Annotated in this window: 18 protein-coding genes; 11 read left to right on the top strand and 7 right to left on the bottom strand. The window is 69.6% G+C overall.

Annotation, left to right across the window (positions count from 1 at the left end; all coding sequences use genetic code 11):
• Window positions 1-61 precede the first annotated feature (61 nt).
• Genes ACFFIO_RS05380 through ACFFIO_RS05365 form a run of 4 tightly spaced genes read right to left on the bottom strand, consistent with a single transcriptional unit; the run spans window position 62 to window position 4,514 of the window.
• Entirely contained in the window at window positions 62-1,102 is a 1,041-nt protein-coding gene (locus ACFFIO_RS05380; RefSeq protein ID WP_378040563.1) for an AAA family ATPase, read from the bottom strand.
• Window positions 1,099-2,433 carry a DUF4350 domain-containing protein gene (locus ACFFIO_RS05375; RefSeq protein WP_378040562.1) on the bottom strand — a complete coding sequence of 445 codons (1,335 nt, stop codon included), beginning with the start codon at window positions 2,431-2,433 and terminating at the stop codon, window positions 1,099-1,101. Before ACFFIO_RS05375 ends, ACFFIO_RS05380 begins: the two co-directional genes overlap by 4 nt.
• Window positions 2,430-3,116 carry a DUF4129 domain-containing protein gene (locus ACFFIO_RS05370; RefSeq protein ID WP_378040561.1) on the bottom strand — a complete coding sequence of 229 codons (687 nt, stop codon included), beginning with the start codon at window positions 3,114-3,116 and terminating at the stop codon, window positions 2,430-2,432. Before ACFFIO_RS05370 ends, ACFFIO_RS05375 begins: the two co-directional genes overlap by 4 nt.
• Window positions 3,117-3,146: 30 nt before the next feature.
• A complete protein-coding gene (locus ACFFIO_RS05365; protein ID WP_378040560.1) occupies window positions 3,147-4,514 on the bottom strand; it encodes a DUF7847 domain-containing protein in 1,368 nt (455 codons plus the stop codon).
• Between the two features lie 227 nt (window positions 4,515-4,741).
• On the opposite strand from ACFFIO_RS05365, the gene mtrA reads away from it, so the two are divergent.
• The 7 genes from mtrA to secA all read left to right on the top strand — a co-directional run bounded on the left by mtrA (window position 4,742) and on the right by secA (window position 15,050).
• Window positions 4,742-5,419: an MtrAB system response regulator MtrA gene (mtrA, locus tag ACFFIO_RS05360; RefSeq protein WP_378040559.1), complete on the top strand. Its 678-nt coding sequence runs from the start codon at window positions 4,742-4,744 to the stop codon at window positions 5,417-5,419.
• A gap of 1 nt (window position 5,420) precedes the next feature.
• Entirely contained in the window at window positions 5,421-7,202 is a 1,782-nt protein-coding gene (gene mtrB, locus ACFFIO_RS05355) for an MtrAB system histidine kinase MtrB (RefSeq protein ID WP_378040558.1), read from the top strand.
• The gene (locus tag ACFFIO_RS05350) at window positions 7,202-8,947 is read left to right on the top strand and encodes an LpqB family beta-propeller domain-containing protein (RefSeq protein WP_378040557.1); all 1,746 of its coding nucleotides are present in this window, start codon (window positions 7,202-7,204) and stop codon (window positions 8,945-8,947) included. Before mtrB ends, ACFFIO_RS05350 begins: the two co-directional genes overlap by 1 nt.
• Before the next feature lie 81 nt (window positions 8,948-9,028).
• Complete coding sequence (locus tag ACFFIO_RS05345; protein ID WP_378040556.1) at window positions 9,029-9,976, top strand: ComF family protein; 948 nt, start codon at window positions 9,029-9,031, stop codon at window positions 9,974-9,976.
• 162 nt (window positions 9,977-10,138) lie between these two features.
• On the top strand, window positions 10,139-10,819 hold the full coding sequence (gene hpf / locus ACFFIO_RS05340) for a ribosome hibernation-promoting factor, HPF/YfiA family (protein ID WP_378040555.1): 681 nt from the start codon (window positions 10,139-10,141) through the stop codon (window positions 10,817-10,819).
• Window positions 10,820-10,877: 58 nt separating this feature from the next.
• Complete coding sequence (locus tag ACFFIO_RS05335; RefSeq protein ID WP_378040554.1) at window positions 10,878-12,161, top strand: winged helix-turn-helix domain-containing protein; 1,284 nt, start codon at window positions 10,878-10,880, stop codon at window positions 12,159-12,161.
• A 99-nt stretch (window positions 12,162-12,260) separates the two neighbouring features.
• Window positions 12,261-15,050, top strand: coding sequence for a preprotein translocase subunit SecA (gene secA, locus ACFFIO_RS05330; protein WP_378040553.1), 2,790 nt, complete (start codon window positions 12,261-12,263; stop codon window positions 15,048-15,050).
• On the opposite strand, the gene ACFFIO_RS05325 is transcribed toward secA, so the two are convergent.
• Entirely contained in the window at window positions 15,047-15,613 is a 567-nt protein-coding gene (locus tag ACFFIO_RS05325) for an Rv3235 family protein (RefSeq protein WP_378040551.1), read from the bottom strand. The two genes, secA and ACFFIO_RS05325, sit on opposite strands and share 4 nt — an antisense overlap.
• Window positions 15,614-15,696: 83 nt before the next feature.
• Complete coding sequence (locus ACFFIO_RS05320; protein ID WP_378040550.1) at window positions 15,697-16,476, bottom strand: LysM peptidoglycan-binding domain-containing protein; 780 nt, start codon at window positions 16,474-16,476, stop codon at window positions 15,697-15,699.
• Window positions 16,477-16,721: 245 nt separating this feature from the next.
• Between ACFFIO_RS05320 and ACFFIO_RS05315 the strand changes: the two genes are divergently transcribed.
• Entirely contained in the window at window positions 16,722-17,285 is a 564-nt protein-coding gene (locus ACFFIO_RS05315) for a hypothetical protein (RefSeq protein ID WP_378040549.1), read from the top strand.
• Here ACFFIO_RS05315 and ACFFIO_RS05310 read toward each other — a convergent pair.
• Window positions 17,267-17,497 (bottom strand): helix-turn-helix domain-containing protein, encoded by a 231-nt coding sequence (locus ACFFIO_RS05310; protein WP_378040548.1) that lies wholly within the window; start codon window positions 17,495-17,497, stop codon window positions 17,267-17,269. The two genes, ACFFIO_RS05315 and ACFFIO_RS05310, sit on opposite strands and share 19 nt — an antisense overlap.
• A gap of 205 nt (window positions 17,498-17,702) precedes the next feature.
• Here ACFFIO_RS05310 and ACFFIO_RS05305 point away from each other — a divergent pair, with 205 nt between their 5' ends.
• From ACFFIO_RS05305 to ACFFIO_RS05295, 3 genes are all read left to right on the top strand, one after another.
• Window positions 17,703-18,341: a flagellar biosynthesis protein FlgA gene (locus ACFFIO_RS05305; RefSeq protein WP_378040547.1), complete on the top strand. Its 639-nt coding sequence runs from the start codon at window positions 17,703-17,705 to the stop codon at window positions 18,339-18,341.
• A gap of 8 nt (window positions 18,342-18,349) precedes the next feature.
• Window positions 18,350-19,975 (top strand): CpaE/TadZ family protein, encoded by a 1,626-nt coding sequence (locus tag ACFFIO_RS05300; RefSeq protein ID WP_378040545.1) that lies wholly within the window; start codon window positions 18,350-18,352, stop codon window positions 19,973-19,975.
• A 161-nt stretch (window positions 19,976-20,136) separates the two neighbouring features.
• Window positions 20,137-25,050: an NAD-glutamate dehydrogenase gene (locus ACFFIO_RS05295; RefSeq protein ID WP_378040728.1), complete on the top strand. Its 4,914-nt coding sequence runs from the start codon at window positions 20,137-20,139 to the stop codon at window positions 25,048-25,050.
• Window position 25,051 lies beyond the last annotated feature (1 nt).

Here is a 25,051-nt window from a genome sequence, read left to right as displayed (position 1 = left end):
ACAGCATGTCCAGCGTCTCCAGCATCTCCGTCATCACCGCGGCATCGTTCCGTCACGGGATTCAGCGCGGGACCGGCACGGTGGCGAGCAGGCCGGAGAGCACCTGGTCCGTGCTGACGCCGTCCAGCTCTGCCTCCGGGCGCAGCGACACCCGGTGCCGCAGGCAGGGCAGGGCCATCGCCTGGACGTCATCCGGGGTGGTGTAGTCCCGGCCGTTGAGCCAGGCCCACGCCTTGGCGGTCTGCAGCAGGGCGGTGGACCCCCGGGGGGAGACGCCCAGCTGGAATGAGGGCGAGACCCGGGTCGCGCGGGCCAGGTCTGTGATGTAGCCGAGCACCTCAGGCCCGGACTGGACGTTCCCGACGGCGGCCCGTGCCGCCTGGATCGTGGCAGCATCGGCCACGGCGCTGACCCCGGCGGAGGCCAGGTCCGAGGCGGAGAACCCCTCGGCATGGCGGCGCAGGATCTCCACCTCGTCCGCCCTCTCGGGCAGCTCGAGGGTGACCTTGAGCAGAAAGCGGTCAAGCTGGGCCTCGGGCAGGGGATAGGTGCCCTCGTACTCGACCGGGTTCTGGGTTGCGGCCACCATGAAGGGGTCCGGCAGCGGCCGGGAGACCCCGTCCACGGAGACCTGGCCCTCGGCCATGGCCTCGAGCAGGGCGGCCTGTGTCTTGGGCGGCGTCCGGTTGATCTCGTCCGCCAGCAACAGGTGAGTGAACACCGGTCCCTCGCGGAACTCGAATTCTCCGGTCTTGGAGTCGTACACCAGCGAACCGGTGACGTCGCCGGGCATCAGGTCGGGGGTGAACTGGACGCGATGGGTGCCGAGGTCCAGGGCGGCGGACAGCGTCCGCACGAGCAGCGTCTTGGCGACGCCGGGTACGCCCTCCAGGAGCACGTGGCCCTTGCACAGCAGCCCGATCAGCAGTCCGGTGACCGCCGGCTGCTGCCCGACGACGGCGCGCGCCACCTCCTCGCGGACGCGGCCGAAGGCGTGGCGCAGCTCGTCATCGGTCCGGTGGGCTGGCGGGGTTGCCGGAGGTGCCGCGGCTGCCGTGGCTGTCGTGGCTGCCGGGGAATGCTCGGGGTACGGGGTCGTCATGGTGTCCTTCCGTCGGAGTCTGATGCCGGCTCTGCTGCGGCGCGGTCGGTGGTGAGGGCTGCATGCACGGCGTCCTCGAGGTCCAGGAGGGCCCGCCCGGCCGAGACGAGGTCCCGGGCCGTGGTCAGGTGGCTGACGTCAAGGACGGCGGCCACCTGAAGAGGGTCCCGGCCGGTGGTGCGGGCCGCCGCTGTCGCCACGGCTTCGATGGACGCACCGTGGCCGAGGCGGAGCACCCGGGACAGCCGGAGGAGCGTGGCCGAGCGCAGTGCACGCGCCGCAGAGCCGTGCTGGCCGGAGCGTTCATACAGCCGGGCCCGGCCCACGGCGGTCTCCGAGGCCGGAACGATCACGGGCAGCGGCTCCACGGCCAGGGGCCCGTGCCGGCGCCCGCGCCACAGCATGAGCACCGCGAGGCAGAGGATGAGCCAGATCCCCGCCGGGCGGACCCAGTCAGGCAACAGCTGGTCCATGGTCGGCGGGCCCGGCTCGATCGCCACGTCCGCCAGTCCGGGCAGATACCAGACCACGTCCGAGGCCTGGCCCAGGGACCACAGGGCGAGCACGGGATGGCCTTCAGCATCGGCCGACTCATTGGCGAACACGCCGACCTGACCGATCACCACGGTGCCGTCGGCCGTCTCCAGGACTGCGTGGGCCGGGTCCGTGGTGGAACCGGATTCCGTGCCGGGGACGGGGAAGCAGGCCTGCGCGCCGGCGCTCCGGTAGGCGCGGCCCGATGCCTCGATCGACTGCGCCTCCCGGCCCATCGGCAGGCCGCAGCCCTCCCCGGACGCCAAGGGGTCGCCGTCGGGCACCTGACCGGCCTGTGAGACCGCGGGGGCGAGGGCGCCGAGAGCCTGGAAGCCCGGCTCGACGAGCACCCGCCGCCCCGGGGCGACCTCCTCGGCGAGCCGGTCCAGGCCGGCCTCGGGAAGGTGGTCGGCGGCATCGTGGAACAGCACCGGGGCCTGAGGATGCTCGTCCGCCAGGGCCAGGGCCTCCTCGAGGGACTCGGCGGGGTGCACCGTGATGCCCTGGGCCTGAAGGACGCGGACCACGGCCTGGCCACCGTTCGGCGCGGGCGAAGACGGTGAGAGCTGGCGAGTGTCCGGGTTCTGGCGCAGCATCGAGGGCAGGGCCACGAGCAGCAGCAGGGCGGCCAGGACGAACCAGATCCAGGCCGTCCGCAGCCACCGGGACAGGGCCTGGCCGGTGCCCGGAACGGCGGGGCCCGGAGGGGTGGAGGCCTGCGAGGTGGAGCCCTGAGAGGGGGAGGCGGTCCGGTCGGATCGCTGGGTGGCGGCGGTCGGCGTGGCGCTCGTCGTCATCGTGGAGCCACCATCCTCCCAGCCGTTCCGGCACGATGCAGAGACCCGGATGGCGTGGTGTCCAGCGGCATTGCGGCCAACCGGGCATCGAGGTCACGGACGTCGGTGGCCCGGGCGGCCGTCGTCGGCCGATCGCCGTAGACCACGGCATTGAAGGCGTCTGCTGCGGTCTCAAGGGCCCGGCGTTCCGTGGGGAAGGCCGCCCCGAGGCCATGGGCGGCCTCGGTGGCCGTGCGTCCGGGGCGCGGGTCCAGAACGGTGCGTTCCTCGGCGTGCCGCACCAGGGCGCGGAACCAGGCGACGAGCGCCGCCCCGTGGTCGCCGGCCGCGAAGGCCGTCTCTGCCATCCGGCGGTGCTGCTCCGGCGTGACCGTCCGGTCCGAGAGCACGGCGGCGGTGCGCCGGGCCCGGGCGGCGGCGTTGGCGCGGGGGCGCAGCAGCACCAGGACGACGACGGCCACGGCCACCAGGATGAGCGGCAGGACCCAGCCGGGCAGGGAGGGAGCGGCACCGCCGAGGGTGCCGAGCCACTCCAGGGCGGCGGACAGGACCCCGCCCAGCCATTCCAGGAGGGGATTCGGCTCGGCCTGGGCGTACTCCGGACGGGCCAGCTCCTCCTGGATCAGGCGTCGAGCCTTGTCCCGGTCCGGCTCCCAGCCGTCAGGGGTCACCGGTGCGGTCATCACCGTCATCTCAGGTCAGCGCAGCGCGGATCAGTGTCCGGACGGGCCGGACGTGCCTGCGGGAGTGGACGGACCGGAGGGGTGGCGGCCGGGGACCAGCTGGTCGGTGCCGGCCGCCGCCTGCACGTCCCGCACGGTGCTGAAGCGCTCATCGTCGCCCGCCCCGGCCAACTCGGCAGCCGCGGCCAGGTCCAGGTCGAAGCTCTCGTGGCGGATCCGGTAGTCGATGTACAGCAGGGCGATCAGGCAGGAGCTGTAGACGAGGGCGAGGGCGTTGACCAGCGAGGAGACGGCCACACTGAGGAGGGTCCACCATCGCGTGGAGTCCATCATCTCCTCCATCGACGTCGTCGGGTCCAACGGAGCGAACACACCACCGATCATGGACAACGGCGTGGTGATGATCGAGGCGATGATGCCGACGATGACGGCCACGAGCAGGATGATGCCCAAGGTCCGCCACCAGTGGCCGCGGGTCAGGGACCAGGAGCGGCCCATGGCCTTGAACGGTCCCTTGAGCTCCACGGCGGAGGCCGCCGCGGCGAGCACCAGCTTGATGTAGAGCCACACGGAGATGACGACCGACGCGACGGTCAGGATGAACAGCAGGATGCCCATCAGGCCGGCCATGCCACCATCCTCGCTGACCACCGCGATGACGAGCCCCACGAAGACACCGATGAACAGGACGAAGACGATGGCCCCTGCGACCAGGTAGACGAGCGCGAGGCCCATGAGGGACCAGATCTGACGGCCGGTCAGCCTCCAGGCCTGACCCAATGAGGTCTTGAGTCCCGCGGCCGAGCGGAGGACCACCACGGCCAGGACGCCATTGGCGATGATGCCGGCCAGCGCCGCGAGCAGGGCCCCCAGGAAGAGCAGGGCGATCGATCCGAACAACTGGCCGAAGACCGGGTTGGTCAGGGGGTCGCCCAGGAAGGGATCCTGGCCGCCTTCCTCCATGAGGATGATGCTGTAGGTGGCGTCGAAGAGCACGTTGGTGGCGAAGACGGACACGACGATCTCGATCAGGGCCACGATCAGCGCGGTTCCCAGGACGGCTGCCGCATTGCGACGGATGGCGGCGAAGGAGCCGCTGAGCAGGTCGCCGAGCGCGAGGGGCGTCAGCGGGATGATGCCCGGCCGCCGTGACGGCGTCCCGTATCCGGGCTGCTGGCCGTAGGGGTTCTGCTGGCTCGCGGGCTGTCCGTAGGCCCCGTAGGGGGACTGGCTGACCGCCGGACCGTAGGGCGACTGTCCCCAGGGCTGGTGCGCCGGCGGGGCCGGCTGCTGGCCTGGCTGCTGAGGCTGCTGAGGCTGCTGAGGCTGCTGAGGCTGCTGAGGCTGCTGGGCTGGCTGCTGGTCCGGGCCCTGGCCCGGGACCTCGTTCTCGTTCATTGGAAGGTCCCCCTGATGGTCTTGCGGTCGCCGGCCGTCGGCGGGTGGATCCACCGATGTCAGTGCGGCGCGCCCACCTGCAGGGCTGACTATATCCGTCGCATCCCTCCTGGTCGGATAAGGTGGAACGGATGGCCGTTCGGTCCGGTCCGCACGGGGCCACCGGGCGGCGGCGTCGGCGGGCGGGACCCACCGGCGGGAACTTCAGTCAGGGGAGGACGAATCCGGTGAAGGCCAGAATTCTCGTAGTCGACGATGACGAGGCGCTGTCGGAGATGATCGGCATCGTGCTGCGCAACGACGGCTTCGAACCGACGTTCTGCGCGGACGGGTCCCAGGCCCTGGAGATGTTCCGTTCCACTCGGCCAGACCTGGTGCTGCTGGACCTGATGCTGCCCGGCATGGATGGAATCGAGGTCTGCCAGGTCATCCGCGCCGAGTCGGACACCCCGATCGTGATGCTGACCGCCAAGTCGGACACCTCGGACGTGGTGCGTGGCCTGGAGGCCAGCGCCGATGACTACGTGCCCAAGCCCTTCAAACCCGCTGAGCTGGTGGCCCGGGTCCGCGCCCGGCTGCGTGAAGGTGAGACCCGCGCGCCGGAGACCCTGAAGATCGCCGATCTCACGATCGACGTGGCCGGCCACCAGGTCACCCGCGGCGACGGGGCCATTCAGCTCACGCCCCTGGAGTTCGACCTCCTCGTGGCCCTGGCCCGCAAGCCGTGGCAGGTCTTCACCCGGGAGATGCTGCTCGAGGAGGTCTGGGGCTATCGCCACCAGGCGGACACCCGGCTGGTGAACGTGCACGTCCAGCGCCTGCGTTCCAAGGTCGAGAAGGACCCGGAGAACCCGGAAGTCGTCCTGACCGTCCGCGGCGTCGGCTACAAGGCCGGTCAGAGCTGAGTTGACCACGGGCACCGTCACCGCCCCCGAGCAGGCGGACACCGTCGGCTCAGACTCGGGTGCGGGGACCGGGATCCGTGCAGTGATCGGCCGGTGGCTGATGGCCCTGCGACGTCGCTGGACCGCGTCGCTGCAGCTGCGCACCGTGGCGATCACCGCCGTGTTGACCCTCGTGGCGGCCGGGGTGCTGGCCCTCTTCCTGAGCCAACAGATCACCTCCGGCCTGTTCCAGTCGCGGTTCGACCAGGTCGAGGCCGAATCGAACCGGGGGCTGAACCAGGCCCGGTCCATCTTCGACAACGCCGTCACCAACGACTCCGAGTCGACCGACCTGCTGGTCACCAACACGCTGAACCAGCTGGCCGGGGACACCGGCGCCACCGTGGTGAGGGACATGCTCCTGGTCCCGTTGGAGGAGGCCCAGAACCTCTTCGTGGGGCCCAAGTCCAGTTCCGGGCTGTCCACGGAGGTCATCCCTGAGGAGCTGTCCCAGGCGGTCCAAGAGGACAACGGCACCTATTGGCAGTCCATCAGTCTTCCGGCCGAGGACGGCGGGACGAGTCCAGGACTGGCCTTCGGCACCCAGGTGACCCTGCCGCCGGGCAACATCTATGCGCTCTACATGGTGTACGACCTCTCGGGCGTGCAGGACACCCTGGACTACCTCATGCGCGTCCTCGTGGTCGCCGGGGCCATGCTGGTGATGATGAACTCCCTCATCGCCGTCTACGTCACCCGGTCCGTGGTCCGCCCGGTGGGACAGGCGGCCTCCGCCGCGGAGTCCCTGTCCTCCGGGGACCTGACCGTGCGCATGCCCGTCCACGGCGAGGACGAGATGGCCCGGCTCGGCTCATCCTTCAACCGGATGGCGGACAACATCCAGGACCAGATCACCCAGTTGGCGGAGCTCTCACAGATGCAGCAGCGGTTCGTCTCGGATGTCTCGCACGAGCTGCGGACGCCCCTGACCACGGTGCGCATGGCGGCGGAGGTGCTCTACGACTCCCGGGAGGAGTTCGACGCCATCAACCGCCGCTCCACCGAGTTGCTCTACCACCAGGTCGAACGATTCCAGGCCCTGCTCGCCGACCTGCTGGAGATCACCCGTTTCGATGCCGGAGCCGCCACGATGGCTCCGGAGGAGACGGACATCCTGCACCTGGCGACCGACGTCGTCCTCACGGCACAGCCGCTGGCCCACAAGGCCAACACGGCCGTCTTCGTCGTCCCGATGGACATGGAGGTGACGGCCGACGTCGATCCCCGCCGCATCGAGCGCATCATCCGCAACCTCGTCAACAACGCGATCGAGCACGGCGAGGGCCGTCCCGTCGACGTGATCGTCGGGGCCGGGGAGGACACGGTGGCGGTAGTGGTCCGTGACCACGGGATCGGCATGTCCGAGGAACAGGCCTCCCGCGTCTTCGACCGGTTCTGGCGGGCGGATCCCGCACGGGCCCGCACCACGGGCGGCTCCGGGCTGGGCCTGTCCATCGCCACGGAGGACACCCGGCTGCACAACGGGCGCCTGGACGCCTGGGGTGCGCCGGGGGACGGTTCGGCCTTCCGCCTGACCATCCCGCGTCGCAGCGGCGGCACGGTCGGGGACGGCGCGCCGCTGGACCTGCCGCCCGTCTACACCGAGTCCCAACGTCGGCTGCCGTTGGAGTTGGAGAACCCGGAACCCGCGCAGCTCCAGGGCGAGGCGATGCCGGACCGGATCCATGAGCAGTCGTTGTACCAGCCTCGCCCGAATACCACGCAGCCGGAGGTCGAATCCTGATGACGGATCCCCAGCACACCGTGGACGGTGGTCATCCGGCCCGCACCCGAGGCCCGATGGCCGCGCTCTGTGCCGCACTCGTGGCCGGGCTGCTCCTGCTGAGTGGCTGTGCCCACCTGCCCCAGAGCGGCCCGGTCGGCACCTCGGACCCCCTGCCGGGTGCTGAGAACCAGGTGAACTACTCCTTCACCCCGGCTGGTCCAACGGAGGATGCCAGCCCGGAGGACGTCATCCGTGGCTTCCTCACCGCCGGGACCGGCGTCCAGGACGATTACGCCACTGCCCGCGAATTCCTGACGCAGGAGGCTGCCGAGGCCTGGAACCCCGAGGCCCGGACCTTGGTCTACAACGAGACACCCACCGTGGTCCCGTCGGCCCAGGACAACCAGTACGAGGTCCAGATCGAGGTGGACTCGGTGGTGGATGAGCGCGGCATCATGAACCGGATGCCGGCCAACACCTCCGAGGCCGTGGGCTTCTCCCTGGCGCAGGAGGACGGTCAGTGGAGGATCGCGGAGGCGCCGGGCGGCACGATGCTGGAATCCGCCCAGTTCCGTGCCCTCTTCGCCTCACATGAGCTGTACTTCTACGACCAGTCCTATTCCTACGCGGTTCCGGACCTGCGGTGGTTCCTCAACCGGTCGGGTTCGGCGGCGGACATCGTCGGCGCCCTGCTGGACGGGCCCGCCCCGTACCTGGACGGCGCCGTGCGGACGGCGTTCCAAGCCGGTTCGGAACTGTCGCGTCCCTCCGTTCCGGTCGACGCGGGCTCGGCCAAGGTCGACCTCACACAACAGACGGTCGAGAGCGCCGATCCGTTGATGCGACAGCGGATGCAGCAGCAGCTCGAGTTGACACTGGACGGCCTGAACAACGTCTCCAGTGTGGAGATGTCCGTGGATCTGAACCCGCTCGACCTGGGGCCGGTGGCGGACAACTTCGAACCGGCCCAGATCAACCCCGGGGTGGGCTCCACCCAGGTCGCCGTCGCCAACGGAGAACTCGTCTATTTCGAAGGCGACGCCACGGTCCCGGTGGGTGGGCTGCAACTGGACATCGATGGCGGGCCGGTGGACCCGGCCATGAGCCTGGACGGCACCCGTTTCGCGTTCCTGAACAGCGACAGGACGCAGATGGTCTCCGCCGGTACCGACGGGTCGCAGGAACTCGAGTTGGAGGGAGAGAACCTGACGCGGCCGAGCTTCGACTCGTCCGGTTGGATCTGGACCGTGGACCACGCCAACGGCACCCGCATCATGGCCCTGCAGACCTCCGGCCAGGACGAGGCGCCCCTGGAGATCAGCGCAGAATGGCTCGGCGACCGCACCGTCCAGGCTCTGCGCATCTCCCGCGATGGCACGCGGGCGGCCATCGTGGCCGGGGCAGGGGAGTCGTCCCACCTGTACCTCTCCGGCGTCATCCGCGATTCGGAGGGCGTCCCCCGTGGACTCGGCTCGCCGGTCCGGTTGGAGCCCACGGTGCCCGTCAATGACGTCAACTGGGTCTCCGACCAGAAGCTGCTGGTGGCCGCCACCAGCAGCACGTCCTCGGTGGAGGCACAGCTCGTCGGACTCGACGGCTCGCTCGACACGCTGCGGCCGTTGCTGGGCATGACGGGATTCTCCACCGGTCCCGGTGACAATCCGATCTATGCGGAGACCGCTGAGGCGGTGCACACCCTGGCCGGATCCACGTGGCGGTCCCAGGCCGGGGCCGTGGCCCACGACATGGCCTTCCCCGGCTGACTGGGGTCTACCCGGGCGTGTCATCCACAGCGGACCCCGACTGGTGTCCCCGGCGTCGGTCGCGAGGAGCAGGCTGGGATCATGAGGATCCCCTCTGGATGTGCGGTTGGACTGGACCGGCTGGTCCATGCCCCGGCGGCGCGTGCACTGGGCCGGTCGGGACGCGAGCTGGCGGGACTGCTGATGCCCAGCCTCTGCGTCCTCTGCGGACGGCAGGACGGCACGGTGTGTCCGGAGTGCGCCCCCGGACTGGTGACCGAACTGCTCCACCCCTTCCGGGCGGAACAGGACGCGGCTGCCCTGCCGCTCTACCCCGTCTGGCCTGCCCGGACACCGGCTCGGCACCGGCCGGCCAGGTCACCCGGCGGCGTGATCCTGCCCGCGGCCCGTTCCGGGGACGGAGATCCACCGCAGCCCCTGGTCGGTCCGGAACCGTCCCTGCACCCGGTGCCCGTGGTGGCGGCCGCGCGCTACGGGGCGGAGGCCTCGCGGGCACTCCTGGCCTTCAAAGACCACGGCCGGACGGCCGTGGCCGGGTACCTGCGTCCGGCCGTCCACCGGGCACTGGCCGCCGCTCCGCGGTTGCTGGAGGCACAGGGCCCGTTCACACTGGTGCCGGTTCCGTCCAGCGCAGCCGGATTCCGCGGCCGGGGTTATGACCCGGTGGAGGAACTGCTGACCGGCGCCCTGCCACCCGGTTGGCAGGTGGCCCCCGGCTGGCTGGCGCACCGGAGGAGGCCCCTCGTGGCCGCCTTCCGCCCCCGCAGCAGTCATGCGGGCACCGGATCGAGGCAGCGGCGCCATCGCGGACGGGACCGGTTCCGGACCACCCGGCGTCTCGTCGCGGAGGCCCACCGCGATCCCGGACGCAACGTGGTGGTGTTCGACGACGTCATGACCACGGGCGCCACCCTCGCGGCCACGTGGCACGCCCTCGAGCAGGCCGGAGTCCGGCCGGTGGGCGCGGTGGTGGTGGCCGCGGTGACCGCACCGGGTACGGCGCCTGACGAAGGTCTTAACTCGGCGTGAAGAAAGTACTAGGGTGAGGGCAACGGACCCCTCGGGGATCGTCTTCGGCGGCTGGAAGGAGGAGTTCTTCCCGCCGCCGAGGTGCATTAAGGGGCCGGCGCAGGGCCGGCTGCACGGTGCACGCACATGTTCGAATAGCCGTCAGGCTCCTAGGAGGACATCATGACCATGGACGTCAGCTACGTCGCCCGCAACGTCTCCCTTCCGGACCGGTTCCGGGACTACGCCGAGGAGAAGTTCAGCAAGATCGAGCAGCTGTCCACACGCGCTCAGGGGCTGGAGATCAAGGTCACCAAGCAGACCAACCATCGTCATTCGGATGAGAAGCTCACCGTGGAGTTGACCGTCCACGGCAAGGGCAAGGTCATTCGCGCGGAGGCCCAGGCTGACGACAAGTTCGCCGCCTTCGATCTTGCCTTCGGCAAGCTCCTGGAGCGGTTGCGGCGCCTCCGTGACCGGCAGAAGGACCGCCACCAGAAGCGGGTCTCGGTGGCGGATGCGACGGCGGCGTTGCCTCTGGTCCAACCGGGGCAGTCACTGGTGTCGCAGGTCATGGCGGACCAGGCTGCGGAGAACCATGCCGCCGAGGAGGAGAGCGGCGAGGCCCCCGTGCAGATCCGCAAGAAGGTCTTCCCCGCCAGGCCCGTCAGCGTTGACGACGCCGTCGATGCCATGGAGCTGGTGGGACACGATTTCTACCTCTTCATCGACGAGTCCACCGGCCGGCCCTCCGCCGTCTACCGCCGCAAGGGCTGGAGCTACGGCGTCATCACCCTCGATGCCGACCATCCTGACGCTGAGGTCCAGGAAGAGGACGTCCACTATCGAGCCGCAACCGTCTGAGTCCCTGGCATCACGCCATGGCCGCCGACCGCCCGGCCCTTCGGGGCCGGGCGGTCCGGTGCTCGGCTACTCCGAGGCCCGCCGGACGGCGCTGGCCGCCCAGCTGATCCACCAACGACGCCGGCCGGCCCCGCCGGGCGCCCGGAAGATCAGATCGACCCTGGACCGGCTCGGCGTGCTCCAGGTGGACTCCGTCAACATCCTGGCGCGCGCCCACTACGTGCCGCTCTTCAGCCGGCTGGGTCCCTATGATCCGGCTCTGCTGGACCGGTTGTCCCATCAGGTGTCCCACCAGAGGCAGCCCCCGTGGACCGAGTACTGGGCCCACGAGGCCTCCCTGGTCCCGGTCCGGTTGCGACCGGCGCTCGTGGCGGTCCAGCGTCGCACCTGGATGACCGCCACGGACCTGGACACGCAGATCAGGGCAGAGCTGTCGCACCAGATCCTCACCTTGCTCTCGGCTTCCCGCCCGCTGACGGCGCGGCAGGTCGAGGGCCGGCTGGGGCACCACGGCGGCCACCAGGGACACTGGGGCTGGAATTGGTCCGTGGTCAAGCGCGTCCTCGAGGACCTCTTCGCGTCCGGGCAGATCGCGAGTGCCGGCCGCAATCCCCAGTTTGAACGCCGCTTCGTGCCGGCCTCGGCCATCGATCCGGCGGTCGAGGTGCCGGACCGGCACGCGGCGGCACTGGAGCTGGTGGACACCGCCGCCCGGGCCCTGGGGGTGGCCACCGAGGCCAGCCTCGCCGACTACTACCGGATCACCGTCAAGGCCGCCCGCGCCGCAGCGGTGCAACTGAACCACGAGGGCGTGCTGGAACCGGTCCGGCTGCCGGGTCTCCGCGGGACGACCGTGGCGGCGTGGCGCCATGCCGAGGCGGTGACACCCAGGGCCGCGACGGGCCGGGCCCTGGTCAGTCCCTTCGATCCACTGGTGTTCCACCGGCCGCGGGTCGAGGCACTGTTCGGCGTCCGGTACCGCCTGGGGATCTACACCCCCGCTCCGAAACGGACCCGTGGTTACTACTCCCTGTTGTTCCTGCTCGGGGAGAGGCTGGTCGCGCAGGTCGACCTCAAGGCGGACCGTGCCGGCAAGGTGCTGCTGGTGCGCGGTGCCTGGTCCGAGGATCCGGCCGCGGTACCCGGCGGCCCAGGGAAGGCGAGCGGGTCAGGGGGCCGGGCGGCCGGCGTCGGGCCGGTGGTGGTGGAGCTGGCCGCCGAGCTGGGCGAGCTGGCTGGATGGCTGGGCCTCGAGGGCGTGGTGGTGGAGGGGAATGCCGACGGGGACCTGCCAGTGGAACTGCGGCGGGCATGGAGGAGGCTCCCAGAGATTAGACCGTAGACTGTCCGGGTATCCCCGAGGCCGCTGGCCGAACCGGGGTACCCGAGCGCAACGCATACCGACGCACCCGGTGCACCGGGGAACAGGGAGTCTAGGCACGTGGCATCATTCATCGAACGAATCCTGAAGACCGGGGACAAGAAGGTCCTCAAGCGCCTGAGGGGATTCGCCGACGCCATCAATGTCCTCGAGGACGAGTTCCGCGAGATGTCCGACGCCGAGCTGCGCGGCGAGACCGATGCGTTCCGTGAGCGGATCGCCGGCGGCGAGTCGCTCGACTCACTGCTGCCCGAGGCCTTCGCGGCTGTCCGCGAGGCGGCCGGACGCACCCTCGGCCAGCGTCACTACGACGTCCAGCTGATGGGCGGGGCGGCCCTGCACCTCGGGAACATCGCCGAGATGAAGACCGGTGAGGGCAAGACCCTCGTGGCCACCGCCCCGGCCTACCTCAACGCCCTCTCCGGCCAGGGCGTCCACATCATCACGGTCAACGACTACCTCGCCAGCTACCAGTCCGAGCTCATGGGCCGCGTCTTCCGGTTCCTCGGCCTGGAGACCGGCGTGATCATCGCCAACCAGGACCCCGCCACCCGGCGTGCCCAGTATGCCGCTGACATCACCTACGGCACGAACAACGAGTTCGGCTTCGACTACCTGCGGGACAACATGGCCTGGTCCAAGGACGAACTCGTCCAGCGCGGCCACCACTTCGCCATCGTCGACGAGGTCGACTCCATCCTCATCGACGAGGCCCGTACTCCGCTGATCATCTCCGGTCCGGCCCAGGGTGACGCCTCCCGCTGGTACACGGAGTTCTCCAAGCTGGTGCGCAAGCTGACCCTGGACGAGGACTACGAGGTCGACGAGAAGAAGAAGACCGTCGGGGTACTCGAGCCGGGCATCGAGAAGACGGAGGACTGGCTGGGCATCAGCAACCTCTACGAGTCCGCCAACACCCCGCTGATCCAGTACCTGAACAACGCCATCAAGGCCAAGGAACTGTTCAAGAAGGACAAGGACTACGTCGTGCTGGGCGGCGAGGTCAACATCGTGGACGAGCACACCGGACGCGTGCTGGCCGGCCGCCGCTACAACGAGGGCATGCATCAGGCCATCGAGGCCAAGGAGGGCGTGCAGATCAAGGCGGAGAACCAGACCCTGGCCACCGTCACCCTGCAGAACTACTTCCGCCTCTACGAGAAGCTGTCCGGCATGACCGGTACCGCCGAGACCGAGGCCGGCGAGTTCATGTCCACCTACAAGCTCGGCGTGGTGGTCATCCCCTCCAACAAGCCCAAGCAGCGCGCGGACCAGACCGACCTCATCTACAAGAACGAGGTGGCGAAGTTCGACGCGGTGGTCAAGGACATCGCCGAGCGGCACGAGAAGGGCCAGCCCGTGCTGGTGGGCACCACCTCGGTGGAGAAGTCCGAGTACCTCTCCAAGCTGCTGGCCAAGAACGGCGTCCGGCACGAGGTGCTCAACGCCAAGAACCACGCTCGTGAGGCGTCGATCGTGGCCCAGGCCGGCCGCAAGGGGGCCGTCACGGTGGCCACCAACATGGCTGGCCGCGGCACCGACATCATGCTGGGCGGCAACGCCGAGCACAACGCGGTCGATGAGATGCAGAAGCGTGGCGTGGATCCCGTCGAGGATGCCGAACGCTACGAGGAACTGTGGGACGAGGTCCTGGCTGCCGCCCAGGAGGGCGTCAAGAAGGAACACGAGGAGGTCCTCGCACTCGGCGGGCTCTACGTGCTCGGCACGGAGCGCCACGAGTCCCGGCGCATCGACAACCAGCTGCGCGGCCGTTCCGGTCGTCAGGGTGATCCGGGCGAATCCCGTTTCTACCTCTCACTGACCGACGACCTGATGCGCCTCTTCAACCCGGGTGCCGCGTCCCGCATCATGAACTCCGCGTCCGTTCCCGATGACATGGCGCTGGAGTCGAAGATGGTGTCCGGCGCCATCCAGAACGCCCAGCAGCAGGTCGAATCGCGCAACACCGAGCAGCGCAAGAACGTGCTGAAGTACGACGACGTGATGAACCGCCAGCGTGAGGCCATCTACACGGACCGCCGGCACATCCTGGAGGGGGAGGACCTGCGGTCCAAGATCCAGAACTTCCTCGAGGATGCCGTCTCCACCGTGGTGGATGAGGCCACGGGTGCCGGGCACGCCGGCGACTGGGACCTGGACCAGCTCTGGACGGATCTGAAGCAGATGTACCCGGTGGGCGTCACCGTGGACGAGGTGGTGGAGGAATCCGGCGGCTTGACGAAGCTCAAGGCCGAGGATCTGAAGCGTGAGCTGGTTTCCGACGCCCGGCTGGCCTATGAGGACCGCGAGAAGGCCATCGGGCCGGACACGCTGCGCGAACTGGAGCGCCGCGTGGTGCTCTCGGTTATCGGCCGGAAGTGGCAGGAGCATCTCTACGAGATGGACTACCTCAAGGAGGGCATCGGGCTGCGCTCCATGGCCCAGCGTGATCCCCTGGTGGAGTACCAGCGTGAGGGCTTCATCCTGTTCGAGGCCATGATGGAGGCCATCCGAGAGGAATCGATCGGCTACCTGTTCAACCTCGAGGTGCAGACCGCTCCGGCCCCGACCTCGTTGCCCGGTGTCCAGGACGCCCGGTCGGCGACGATGACGCCGGTCCTGAACGTCAAGGGCCTCGACGCGCCTCGCCAGCCGTCCACCCTACGATTCTCCGCGCCGTCCGACTCCGGTGAGGTCACCACGCAGGTGCGCCGCACCGAAGGGGCGGGCAACGGTCAGACCTCTGCAGGGGCCGCTGATGCGGCCGGCCAGAGAGACTCCGGTAACGGAGCCGGCGGGGCGAAGGGCGCTCCGCGCGGTGCCAAGAAGTCCAAGAAGAGCCGCCGCTAGCCGAGTTCCAGCGCCGTGACCTTCCACCGGTTGCGGTGTTTCTCGATGCGCAAGGCCATGGCCCGGGCGCGGTCGGGCAATTGGACGGTGGCACTGGCCTCGTAGACCTCCTGGCCCAGGCGGCAGGCCCGGGCCCCGAGGGCCTTGGGTGCCGCGGCGGGACCATCGGTCCGGGTGGCGCGGATGCGTTGGGCCAGGTCGGCCCGGCGGATCATCTTCTGGTAGGTGGCCAGGTCGAGCCACGCGGACAGCTGACGTGCCGGCCGAAGCCCGAGTTCGGCCTCCACACAGGCCAAGGCCACGATCCGCGCCAGGGAACGGACATGGCGTTCTTCCTCCCTCCGGCGTTCGGCCTGGGCACGCTCGGTCGTCGTGGTGTCGTCGAGTGGTCGCTGCCGGGGCGTCCATGCCGGGTGCTGCTGACTCCGCGGTTCCCGGGAGGCCAGCCCCAGGCGGGAGCCGGCCACGTGGTCCAGGGGCGGCAGGGTGGCGGGAACGGTGGTGACGGTCAGGGCCGGAGTCCGCTCCGGGGCCTGCTCTGCTGCCGTGGTCAAGGTGGTCATGGTTCCTCCGGTTGTACTGGAATAGAGCGTGTTCGGGTTCGGTGGGGGCTTCGGTAGGTCGGGCGCGCGGTGCGGGGTGCCGCCTAGCTCAGGGGCGGTGCCGTGAGGACGGTGCCGGGGATGAGTACGTCGGCATCGGCCCCGATGACGGTGCGGTTGTGGTCATGCCACTGTCTCCATCGGCCGTCCACCTCCAGATCGGTGGCAGTGGGACCCAGTTCATGCGCTGCGATGTCCCACAGGCAATCACCCCGGCGTACCGTGACGGTCTTGACGTCGTCCGTGGCATGCTGGTCCGAGCGCGGTGCACCGGGCGCGGACGGTACCGGGGCCGAGGGCTTCCACGTGGGTGTCGGCAGGGGCTGCTCGTCCGGCATGGATGCGGAGGCGGCCGAGAGCCAACCCGGGTGTGGGAGGGCGGTGGGCGTATACACCGAGGCCGCCCGCGCTGTGGAGACGTGGGCTGCCGGGAGTGGCTCGACGGTGGAACCCGGCGTGGCCCAGGCCCCTGGCGCCAGCAGCAGGTTGACTCCCAGGACTGACGCCGCCACCCGGCGAAGGAAGGTGGGGGAGAGGGTGCTGCCGCAGCGGATGAGGCGGAGCGACCTGGTCCGGTGACCCAGAGCCACCAATGCGGTGCCCAGCACCGCCAGGAACCACCATGCGGCGACCACGGCGCCCGCTCCGGCACACAGGGAGGCCACCAGCCGCTCGACGAGGGGCAGGCCCGCGCTGGGAGCGGCCCCTCCCAGCCCGGTGGAACCGAACCACCACAGCAACGGTCCGGCCACGGTGCACAGCAGGGTCAGGATTAGGTCCTCGCCCCGGAGTGCCGGGCGGCGGTTCTCAGACGATGCACTCACGTTGTGCCCCTTCAGCCACGCGGGCGTAGGACGCCCGTCGTTCTTCCTCGATGCACTAAGGCAACAATAGTTGGCTGTGGATGTCAATAGGATGAAGTAGTAAATGTTTGAGGTCGTGTGATCTCGTTTGATGCAGTTTGGTGTTCATAGATGCTTGTGCGACGTCAGATCCTGGACCGTGCCCCACGATGGCCCGTTCAACCCTTGAGGCGGGTGAGGCCGGTTCCCCCGTCTAGGCTGGGGAGATGAGATGGGATGGGCTGTTTGCCGATCTGGAGGCCCAGCTGGCCCAGGGACACTGGCAGGACACGGAGGCCGAGGCGGCCGAGATGACGCGCGGTGAGCGATCCGCGATCGCCCTGGTCGATCGACTGCGCGGTGCGGTGGGGACGCCGCTGGCGCTTCAGCTGGCGGACGGACAACGGCTGGAGTTGAGCCTCTCCACAGTGGGGTCCACCTGGATCGGCGGGACGGACCGGAGCGGGGGCCTGGTGGTGAATCTCGCCGCCGTGGCGGCCGTCGACAGCCCCCTGGCCGTGGTGGCCCAGGAACCGTCCCCCGGGCGGCGGCGGCTGGGCATCGGCTCCCTGTACCGGCAGTTGTCCCGGGCCCGCGTGGCTCTCGTGGTCACCGGCCGGGACGGGCGGCTGCTCGGGGAGGGGACCATCGACCGGGTGGGGCTGGACCACCTCGACCTGGCGGTCCATCCCCGGGACGAACAGCGACGCGGGCGCAGTGTCCGCGGGCTCAGGGTGATTCCCTTCGACGCCGTCCACCTGGTGCGTTCGGCTCAGGCGTCCTCGGTCTGAGGTGCACCGGCCTTCCGGGCCTCGGCCTTGGCGACCTGCTGCACGTAGAGGTCTTCGATGTACTCGTCGAGCTTGACCTGCTCCACCCGCCACTGGCCACGGCCGCCGATCTGGATGGCCGGCAGTTCCCCACTGCGCACCAGCGCTCGGGCCTGCGCCATGGAGACCTGGAGCTCCTCGGCGACATCGGTCAGGGTCAGGAAGCGGGGCATGGGTCCTCCGGGTCGAGAGCGGGCATCGGTCACCTCCATTCTTCCACGGTCACCTTCCGTGCAGGGGTTGTCCACAGCAGCGTCCCTGTGCACTCGGTTCACCCCGTGTTGTCCACACCCTGACATGGGCGGGGCCGGCCTTGGCTAAGGTGGTCGAGGACGTCAGCGGCGAATGGGGCTGCTGGAACGGAGAGGGAGGACGCCCGTGGAGGGGACGAACACGGCGGAGGCTCCGCGGCTCACGCGGCCGGGGTGGAAGGATCCCCGGCTGCTGGCCGGGCTCCTGCTGGTGCTGTTGTCGGTGGCCGGCATCGTGGCACTGGTGCAGTCACTGGACCGATCAGAGGGCTATTGGGCCGCCGGGCAGGACCTGGTTCCGGGCAACGTGGTCGAGGCCGACCAGTTGACGGTGGTGCAGGCGCGGTTGGGAGACGCGGCCGACGACTACCTCCGTGCAGACGAACCGTTCCCCGGGGACAGCGCGGTGGTGGGCACGGTACGCCAGGGTGAACTGCTCCCGGCCGGTGCCGTGGCCGTGGTGGATCCGCAGTCCCGGCAGGCTGTGTCCCTGACGGTGGCCGACCCGCTCCCCGAGGGAACGGCCTCGGGGTCCCGGGTGGATGTGTGGATCGCTGCCAAGGACGGCAATCAGGGCTTCAGCGAACCGCAACTGGTCGCACCGTCGGCCGAACTGGCCGAGATCACGGAGGCCACCGGATCGTTCGGCTCCACTGGCGGGATGAACGTGCAGATCCTCGTGGGCCCGGAGCAACTGCCACAGGTCCTGGACGCCAAGGGCAATGGCGCGCGCATCAGCGTGGTCCCGTCGCTCGCCGGACAGTAGGAGTGCACGTGCGCAAGGTCTCGGTGGCCACCACCATCATGCCCGGCTTCGACCACGTCTCCGGACTCGAGCGACTGCGTGGACCCGTGACGGTGATCCGCCGCTGTGAGAGCCTCGCCGAACTGATCTCGATGGCCCGCACGGGTCTGGCGGACGTCGTGCTCGTGGCCGGAGACACCGATCAACTCACCCTGACGTTCTTGGAGTCCCTGAGTGCCGGAGGTGCGGGTTCCCGGACCGCTGCAGTGGTGGCGCTCAGTGAGGTGGCCGCTGAACGCGACCGCGTCTCCGGCCTCGGTATCCCGGTGGCCTCCCCGGATCTGGACCCGGAGGAACTGGCCGCGCTGCTGGCCGACGCGGCTTCCCAGGACCAGCAACGCCTACGCGTCACGGCCGGGCCCGGGGCACGTGGCCGTGGGCGCCGGGCCGCCCAGAACGGCGCTGACGACCCGACCGAGGCCGAAAACCTGACGACGCCGGCTCGCCCGGCCGACGACGAGGTGTTCACCCCCGGCCCCGGAGCCGATCATGCCCACGCTCTGTCCTTCTCCGTCACGGGAGCTGACGCCGTCCGGGACGGCGCAGAACCGGCTAGCGCAGAGCGGGATGGAGCAATCCGAGGCGACGCCGGCCCGGCCGTGCCGGGCGTTCTGGCGCCGGACCCCGGCGACGATCCGGCCATGGAAGCCCCGTCCGATCGGCACGGCGAGCCGGAGCCCCTGGTCCCCGAGGGAATTGTCACCGAGCCCGCGGCACCGCCCCGGGTGACCGCCGTCTGGGGCCCCGCCGGGAGCCCGGGGCGCACCACGGTGGCCGTCAACCTGGCGGTGGAGCTGGCCCTCGCCGGACGCAGGACCCTGCTGATCGATCTGGACACCTATGCGGCCTCCGCCGGCATCCACCTCGGCCTGCTGGACGAATCCGCGGGCATCGCCCAAGCGTGCCGGACCGCCGACCAGGGAGGGATCTCCCCGGAGGGGGTCGGACGAGCAGCGCTCCGGGCGCGGGTGGCCGGAACCACCCTCCAGGTACTCACGGGACTGACCCGTGCGGACCGGTGGCCGGAACTTCGCCGCGCCGCCCTGGACGGCGTGCTGTCGGCAGCCGCAGCCGGCTGGGACGAGGTCGTGCTGGACTGTGGGTTCTGCCTGGAGGAGGACGAGGAACTGAGTTTCGACATCCCCGCTCCACAGCGCAACGCGGCCACGTTGGCCGGATTGGCCGCCGCGGACCGCATCCTGGCCGTCGGCACCGGCGACCCGGTGGGACTGCCCCGGCTCATCCACGGCCTGGACGAGCTGGGCCTGCACGTGGACACCGTGGAGCGAAGCCGGGTCGAGGTGGTCGTCAACCAGGTCCGGACGGACGCCTCGGGGGTGGCCCCACAATCGCAGATCACCGGTGTCCTCGAGCGGTTCGGCGGTTCCTGGACCGTCGGAGGGTTCCTGCCCTGGGACCGCCGGGCCTTGGACCGTGCGCTGCTCGGCGGGCAGGTGCTGGCCGAGGCCGCACCGAAGTCGGCCCTGCGCCGCGCCGTGGCCCGGCTGGCCGGTACGGCTGCCGGAGGCCTCCAGACGGGACCCGCCACGGCCGCCGTCGGACAGGGTCTGCGGACGTTGCTGCGGCGCAGCTGAGCCCCGCGCCGCTCTGCAGCGGGCACACGTCGTTCACGCTTTGACCTGCGGGCCGTTAGGCTCGCCCTAGTGGACCAAGGACGTTCCACTCATCCGGTTGCACCCGGCCCAGGCCCGGTGCCCCCGGTACAGCTGCAGCGATGGAAGAGGACACCCCCCAGATGTCGTCGTCAACCCCTTTGTGGACCGATCAACAGGCCGCCGGCACCCCGGACGCCCCCCTCGGTCTCGAGCACCTCGCCCGCGCGTACTTCGAGCACGTCTCGGAGGCGGACCTGGCCGAGCTGGACCCGCCCACGCGTGAGAGGCTCGTCGCCACGCACGTGGAGATGGCCGCCGGGCGTGGCACCAACGAAGCGGTCGTGAAGGTGACACCCAGCCGGCCCCACGGCTTCGTCCAGATCGTGCATGCGGACATGCCCTACCTCGTGGACTCCGTCACGAGTGAGCTGACCCGCCAGGGGCACGCGATCCGCATGGTCGCCCACCCGACCGTGATCACCCATCGGGCCAAGGACACCGGGACGCTGACCGCCGTCCACCGCGTCCCCACCCAGCAGGGCACCGCCAGCGGTGACACCACGGCAGCGCTCGCCGACCTCGGCCCCCTGGTAGCCGGTGATGGCGAACGCACCGGCGTAGAGTCCTGGATCGGCGTGCAGACCGTCGGCCCGTTGGACGATGAGGAGGCCGCCCGGCTCGAGAAGGGACTCGGCCACGCACTCGCGGACGTGCGCGCGGCCATCGCCGATGCTGACCGCATGCGCGCGGCCGCCTTCACCGCCGCCCGCACCCTGACACACGATGCCCCGGCGAACGTGCAGGGCGTGCGCGAGAGCAGTGAGCTGCTCAACTGGATGGAGGACGGCCACTTCACGTTCACCGGCTACCGCGAGTACGTGCTGCACAGTGGGGACAACGGTCAGGTCCTGGTCCCGGTGGAGGACACCGGCCTGGGCATCCTGCGCCGACGGCCCACCACGCCGCCGGCGCCCCTGTCCATCGCCGGTCGCAACCAGATCGAGCGCCCCATCCCGCTGATCATCACCAAGGCGAACTCGCGCTCCCGGGTGCAGCGTTCCGCCTACATGGACTACGTGGCCGTGAAGACCTACGACCGTGACGGCAAGGTCACGGGTGAACGCCGGTTCGTGGGGTTGTGGGATCCCAAGGCGTACTCGGTGTCACTCGAGGACATCCCGCTGGTGCGGGAGAAGGCAGCCGAGGTGCTGCACCGGTCCGGTTTCCCGCGGGACTCCCACTCCGGTGCCGAACTGCAGCAGATCCTCGAGACCTACCCGCGTGACGAACTTTTCCAGGTGGGTGTGGACGAGTTGTGGGAGACCTGCCGGCAGATCCTGCAGCTGCAGGAACGCCGCCGCACCAGGCTGTTCCTGCGGCCGGACACCTACGGCCGTTTCATGAACGCCCTCGTCTTCCTGCCCCGCGACCGCTACAACACGGATGTGCGCGGCCGTATCCAGAACGTGCTCCTGGAAGCCCTGGGCGGGGAATCCCTGGACTTCCAGGTCAGGCTCACCGAATCCGTGCTGGCACGTCTGTACTTCCGCATCCGGCTGCCGCGCGAGCGCGAACGCGCCGCACCGGTGGACGCCAAGGACCTCGAGAACCGGCTGGTCCGGGCCGTCCGGTCCTGGAAGGAGGGGGTGGACGAACAGGCGGTCGAGGCGTTCGGCGCCGATTCCGGCGTGGACGCCGCCCGATTGTGGGACGAGGCCTTTCCGCCCGCCTACCGGGTGGCCTACGAGATCGACAACGCCCTCGAGGACATCGGCCGGTTCAACGGGCTTCCGGGGGAGGGCGCGCCCGTGGTGCACGTCGTCCCCGAGCACCAGGACGAGCGATCACGGATCGCCGAGGAACGGTTCACGGACCTCACGATCGGGCGGATGAAGGTCTATGCGGACCGGCCGCGCACGCTCACCGAGATCCTGCCCGTGCTGCAGAACCTCGGCCTGTCCGTGCTGGATGAGCGGCCCTTCGAGGTGGAACCCGCAGACGGACGGAAGTTCTACCTCTACGACTTCGGGCTGGGCTACCCGGTGGGCACCGAATCCGAGGACACAGCCGGGCTGCTCGAGGACGCGGTCGTCGCCGCCACCACCGGCGTCGCCGAGTCCGACGCCCTGGATCGCCTCGTCCTCGCCCACGGCCTGGACTCCCGGACCGTGAGCGTTCTCCGCGCCTACGCGAAGTACCTGCGACTGCTCGGGGTGCAGAACTCCTTCGACTTCATGGCGGACGCACTCCTGGCCCACGAGGCCGTGACGCGGGCCCTGGTCGACTACTTCTTCACCCGCTTCGATCCCACGACCCCCTCGGCCGCAGACGACGACGGCCCGGATGCCGGCGTGACCCGGCGGCAAAGCCTGGAGCAGGTTCGTGAACAGGCCGAAGAGGCGCTGGAGGACGTCGTCACCCTGGACGCCGAACGCGTGCTGCGAGGCTTCCTGACCGTCATGCAGGCCACTCAGCGCACCAACTTCTTCCAAGGGCATCGGCGCCTGAGCTTCAAGATCGCGACCTCGGAGATCGACTTCGCCCCGCAGCCCCGGCCCGCACGGGAGATCTGGGTGTACGACCCGGAGGTCGAAGGCGTGCACCTGCGGTTCGGTCCCATCGCCCGCGGCGGATTGCGCTGGTCGGACCGCCGGGAGGATTTCCGCACCGAGGTCCTCGGACTCGTCAAGGCACAGCAGGTCAAGAACGCGGTCATCGTCCCCACCGGGGCCAAAGGCGGATTCTTCGCCAAGCGCCTGCCGGACCCGGCCGTGGACCGCGGTGCCTGGGTGGAGGCGGGCCGGGAAGCCTACCGGACCTTCATCCGCGGGCTGCTGGACATCACCGACCAGCAGTCGCGCAGTGCCGACGGAACCGAGATGGTCTTCTCCACCCGGGAGCGGATCGTGCGCTATGACGAGGACGACGCCTATCTCGTGGTGGCGGCGGACAAGGGTACGGCGTCCTTCTCCGACACCGCCAACGCCATCTCCGCGGAGTACGGCCACTGGCTGGGCGACGCATTCGCCTCCGGCGGTTCGGTGGGCTACGACCACAAGGCGATGGGCATCACCGCCCGGGGTGCTTGGGAGTCGGTCAAGAGCCACTTCGCGTCCCTCGGCCGGGACACCCAGACCGAGGACTTCACCGTGGTGGGGATCGGGGACATGTCCGGCGACGTGTTCGGCAACGGCATGCTGCTGTCCGAGCACATCCGGCTGGTGGCCGCCTTCAACCACCTGCACATCTTCCTGGATCCGAATCCGGACCCGGCCGTGTCCTTCGCCGAGCGCCGGCGGCTGTTCGACCTGCCCCGGTCCTCGTGGTCCGACTATGACGCGTCGCTGCTCAGCGAGGGCGGTGGCGTGTATGACCGCACTGCCAAATCGGTCCCGGTGAGCCCCCAGGTCCGGGAACTGCTCGACCTGCCGTCGAGCACTACCGAGATGAGGCCCAACGAACTGCTCCAGGCCGTCCTGAAAGCTCCCGTGGACCTGCTGTACAACGGTGGCATCGGCACCTACGTCAAGGGCGAGTCAGAGGTCCACGCCGAGGTCGGGGACCGGGCCAACAATGCGATCCGCATCAACGGCAGTGAGTTGCGTGCGGCCGTCGTGGGGGAGGGCGGCAACCTCGGTTTCACCCAGCGGGGCAGGATCGAGGCCAGCCTGTCCGGGGTGCTGATCAACACGGACGCGATCGACAATTCGGCCGGCGTGGACTGTTCCGACCACGAGGTCAACATCAAGATCATGGTGGACCAGCTGGTCTCGACCGGCGCGTTGGACGCAGAGGACCGGTCCGGCCTGCTGGAGTCCATGACGGAGGAGGTCGCCGAGCTGGTCCTGACAACGAACGTCGACCAGAACACCCTGTTGCGCAATGACTCGCAGAAGGTGTCCGAATGGTTGCCGAGCTTCGAGCGGCACATCCAGTGGCTGGTCGAGAACGCGGACCTGAACCGTGAGCTGGAGGACCTGCCCAGTGACGACGAGCTGGGAGAACGCCTCGAGCAGGGCCAGTCCCTGGCCACGCCCGAGCTGGCCGTGCTGGTGGCCTACGCGAAGACGAACCTGTCCGACCAGTTGCTGGACTCCACCTTGCCGGACGATCCCTGGTATGACCGGACCCTGGACGCCTACTTCCCCTCCGCTCTGCGGGACCGCTATGCCGAGCAGATCCAGCAGCATCCGCTGCGCCGGGAGATCATCGCCACCGTCGTGGCCAACGACGTGGTCAACACCGGCGGTACCACCTTCGTGTTCCGGGCCATGGAGGAGACGGGGGCGGATGCCGCGACCGTGGTCGCCGCCTACTCGGCGATGAAGGAGATCTACGGCTACGGCGACTACTTCGAGTCGATCCGGGCACTGCCCGCCAGCGTGGACGGCGAGGTCAAGGCCCGCGTCTACCTCGATGCCCGCAGGCTCCTCGACCGGGCGGTGCGCTGGCTCGTCAACCACCGGGCGGAAGGCGAGGGCATCGGCGCGGTCGTCGAGTACTACGCCGCCCCCCTTCAAACCCTCGTCGAGGACCTGCCCCAGCTGATGCAGGGCCAGGACGCCGAGCGCTTCGCCGAATGGCGGGACGCCTCCCTGGAGGCCGGCCTGCCCTCAGAGCTGGCCAGCCGGCGCTCCATCCTGTTCGAGTCCTTCGGTCTGCTGGACGTGGTCCGCCTGGCCCGGCAGACCGGACGGGAACCGCGGCGCGTGGCGGACGTCTACTTCCGTCTCTACGACCGGTTCGACGCCGAGGACATGCTCAACCTGATCACGGACCTGCCCCGGAGCGGACGCTGGGAGGCGCTGGCCCGTGCCGCCTTGAGGGATGACCTGTACGCCCTGATCGTGAACGTCACCACCGACGTCCTGGCCGGCGGGACCGAAGCGGACACGGACGACGGGGCCCACCTGGTCGAGGCCTGGGAGAAGGACAACACCACCCGGCTGGAGAGGGCCGAACGCTTCCTCGAGGAGATCCGCGAGTCGGGGTCGGACGATCTGGCCTCGCTCTCCGTGGCGTTGCGCCAACTGCGATCGGTGACGGCCCAGTAGA

It is taken from the genome of Citricoccus parietis (genome assembly GCF_042433045.1).
In the GTDB taxonomy this organism is placed as follows: domain Bacteria; phylum Actinomycetota; class Actinomycetes; order Actinomycetales; family Micrococcaceae; genus Citricoccus; species Citricoccus parietis.
The sequence above is the reverse complement of the archived record's forward strand: the minus strand, read 5'-3'. Positions and strand labels throughout refer to the sequence as shown.

Bases quoted from the DNA above. Each gene is read 5' to 3' on its own strand.
- ACFFIO_RS05325 (WP_378040551.1), bottom strand. From the start codon at position 15,613: ATGACCACCTTGACCACGGCAGCAGAGCAGGCCCCGGAGCGGACTCCG.
- ACFFIO_RS05350 (WP_378040557.1), top strand. From the start codon at position 7,202: ATGACGGATCCCCAGCACACCGTGGACGGTGGTCATCCGGCCCGCACC.
- ACFFIO_RS05315 (WP_378040549.1), top strand. From the start codon at position 16,722: ATGAGATGGGATGGGCTGTTTGCCGATCTGGAGGCCCAGCTGGCCCAG.
- ACFFIO_RS05365 (WP_378040560.1), bottom strand. From the start codon at position 4,514: ATGAACGAGAACGAGGTCCCGGGCCAGGGCCCGGACCAGCAGCCAGCC.
- ACFFIO_RS05375 (WP_378040562.1), bottom strand. From the start codon at position 2,433: ATGACGACGAGCGCCACGCCGACCGCCGCCACCCAGCGATCCGACCGG.
- ACFFIO_RS05310 (WP_378040548.1), bottom strand. From the start codon at position 17,497: ATGCCCCGCTTCCTGACCCTGACCGATGTCGCCGAGGAGCTCCAGGTC.
- hpf (WP_378040555.1), top strand. From the start codon at position 10,139: ATGACCATGGACGTCAGCTACGTCGCCCGCAACGTCTCCCTTCCGGAC.
- ACFFIO_RS05370 (WP_378040561.1), bottom strand. From the start codon at position 3,116: ATGACCGCACCGGTGACCCCTGACGGCTGGGAGCCGGACCGGGACAAG.
- ACFFIO_RS05295 (WP_378040728.1), top strand. From the start codon at position 20,137: ATGTCGTCGTCAACCCCTTTGTGGACCGATCAACAGGCCGCCGGCACC.
- ACFFIO_RS05345 (WP_378040556.1), top strand. From the start codon at position 9,029: ATGAGGATCCCCTCTGGATGTGCGGTTGGACTGGACCGGCTGGTCCAT.
- ACFFIO_RS05380 (WP_378040563.1), bottom strand. From the start codon at position 1,102: ATGACGACCCCGTACCCCGAGCATTCCCCGGCAGCCACGACAGCCACG.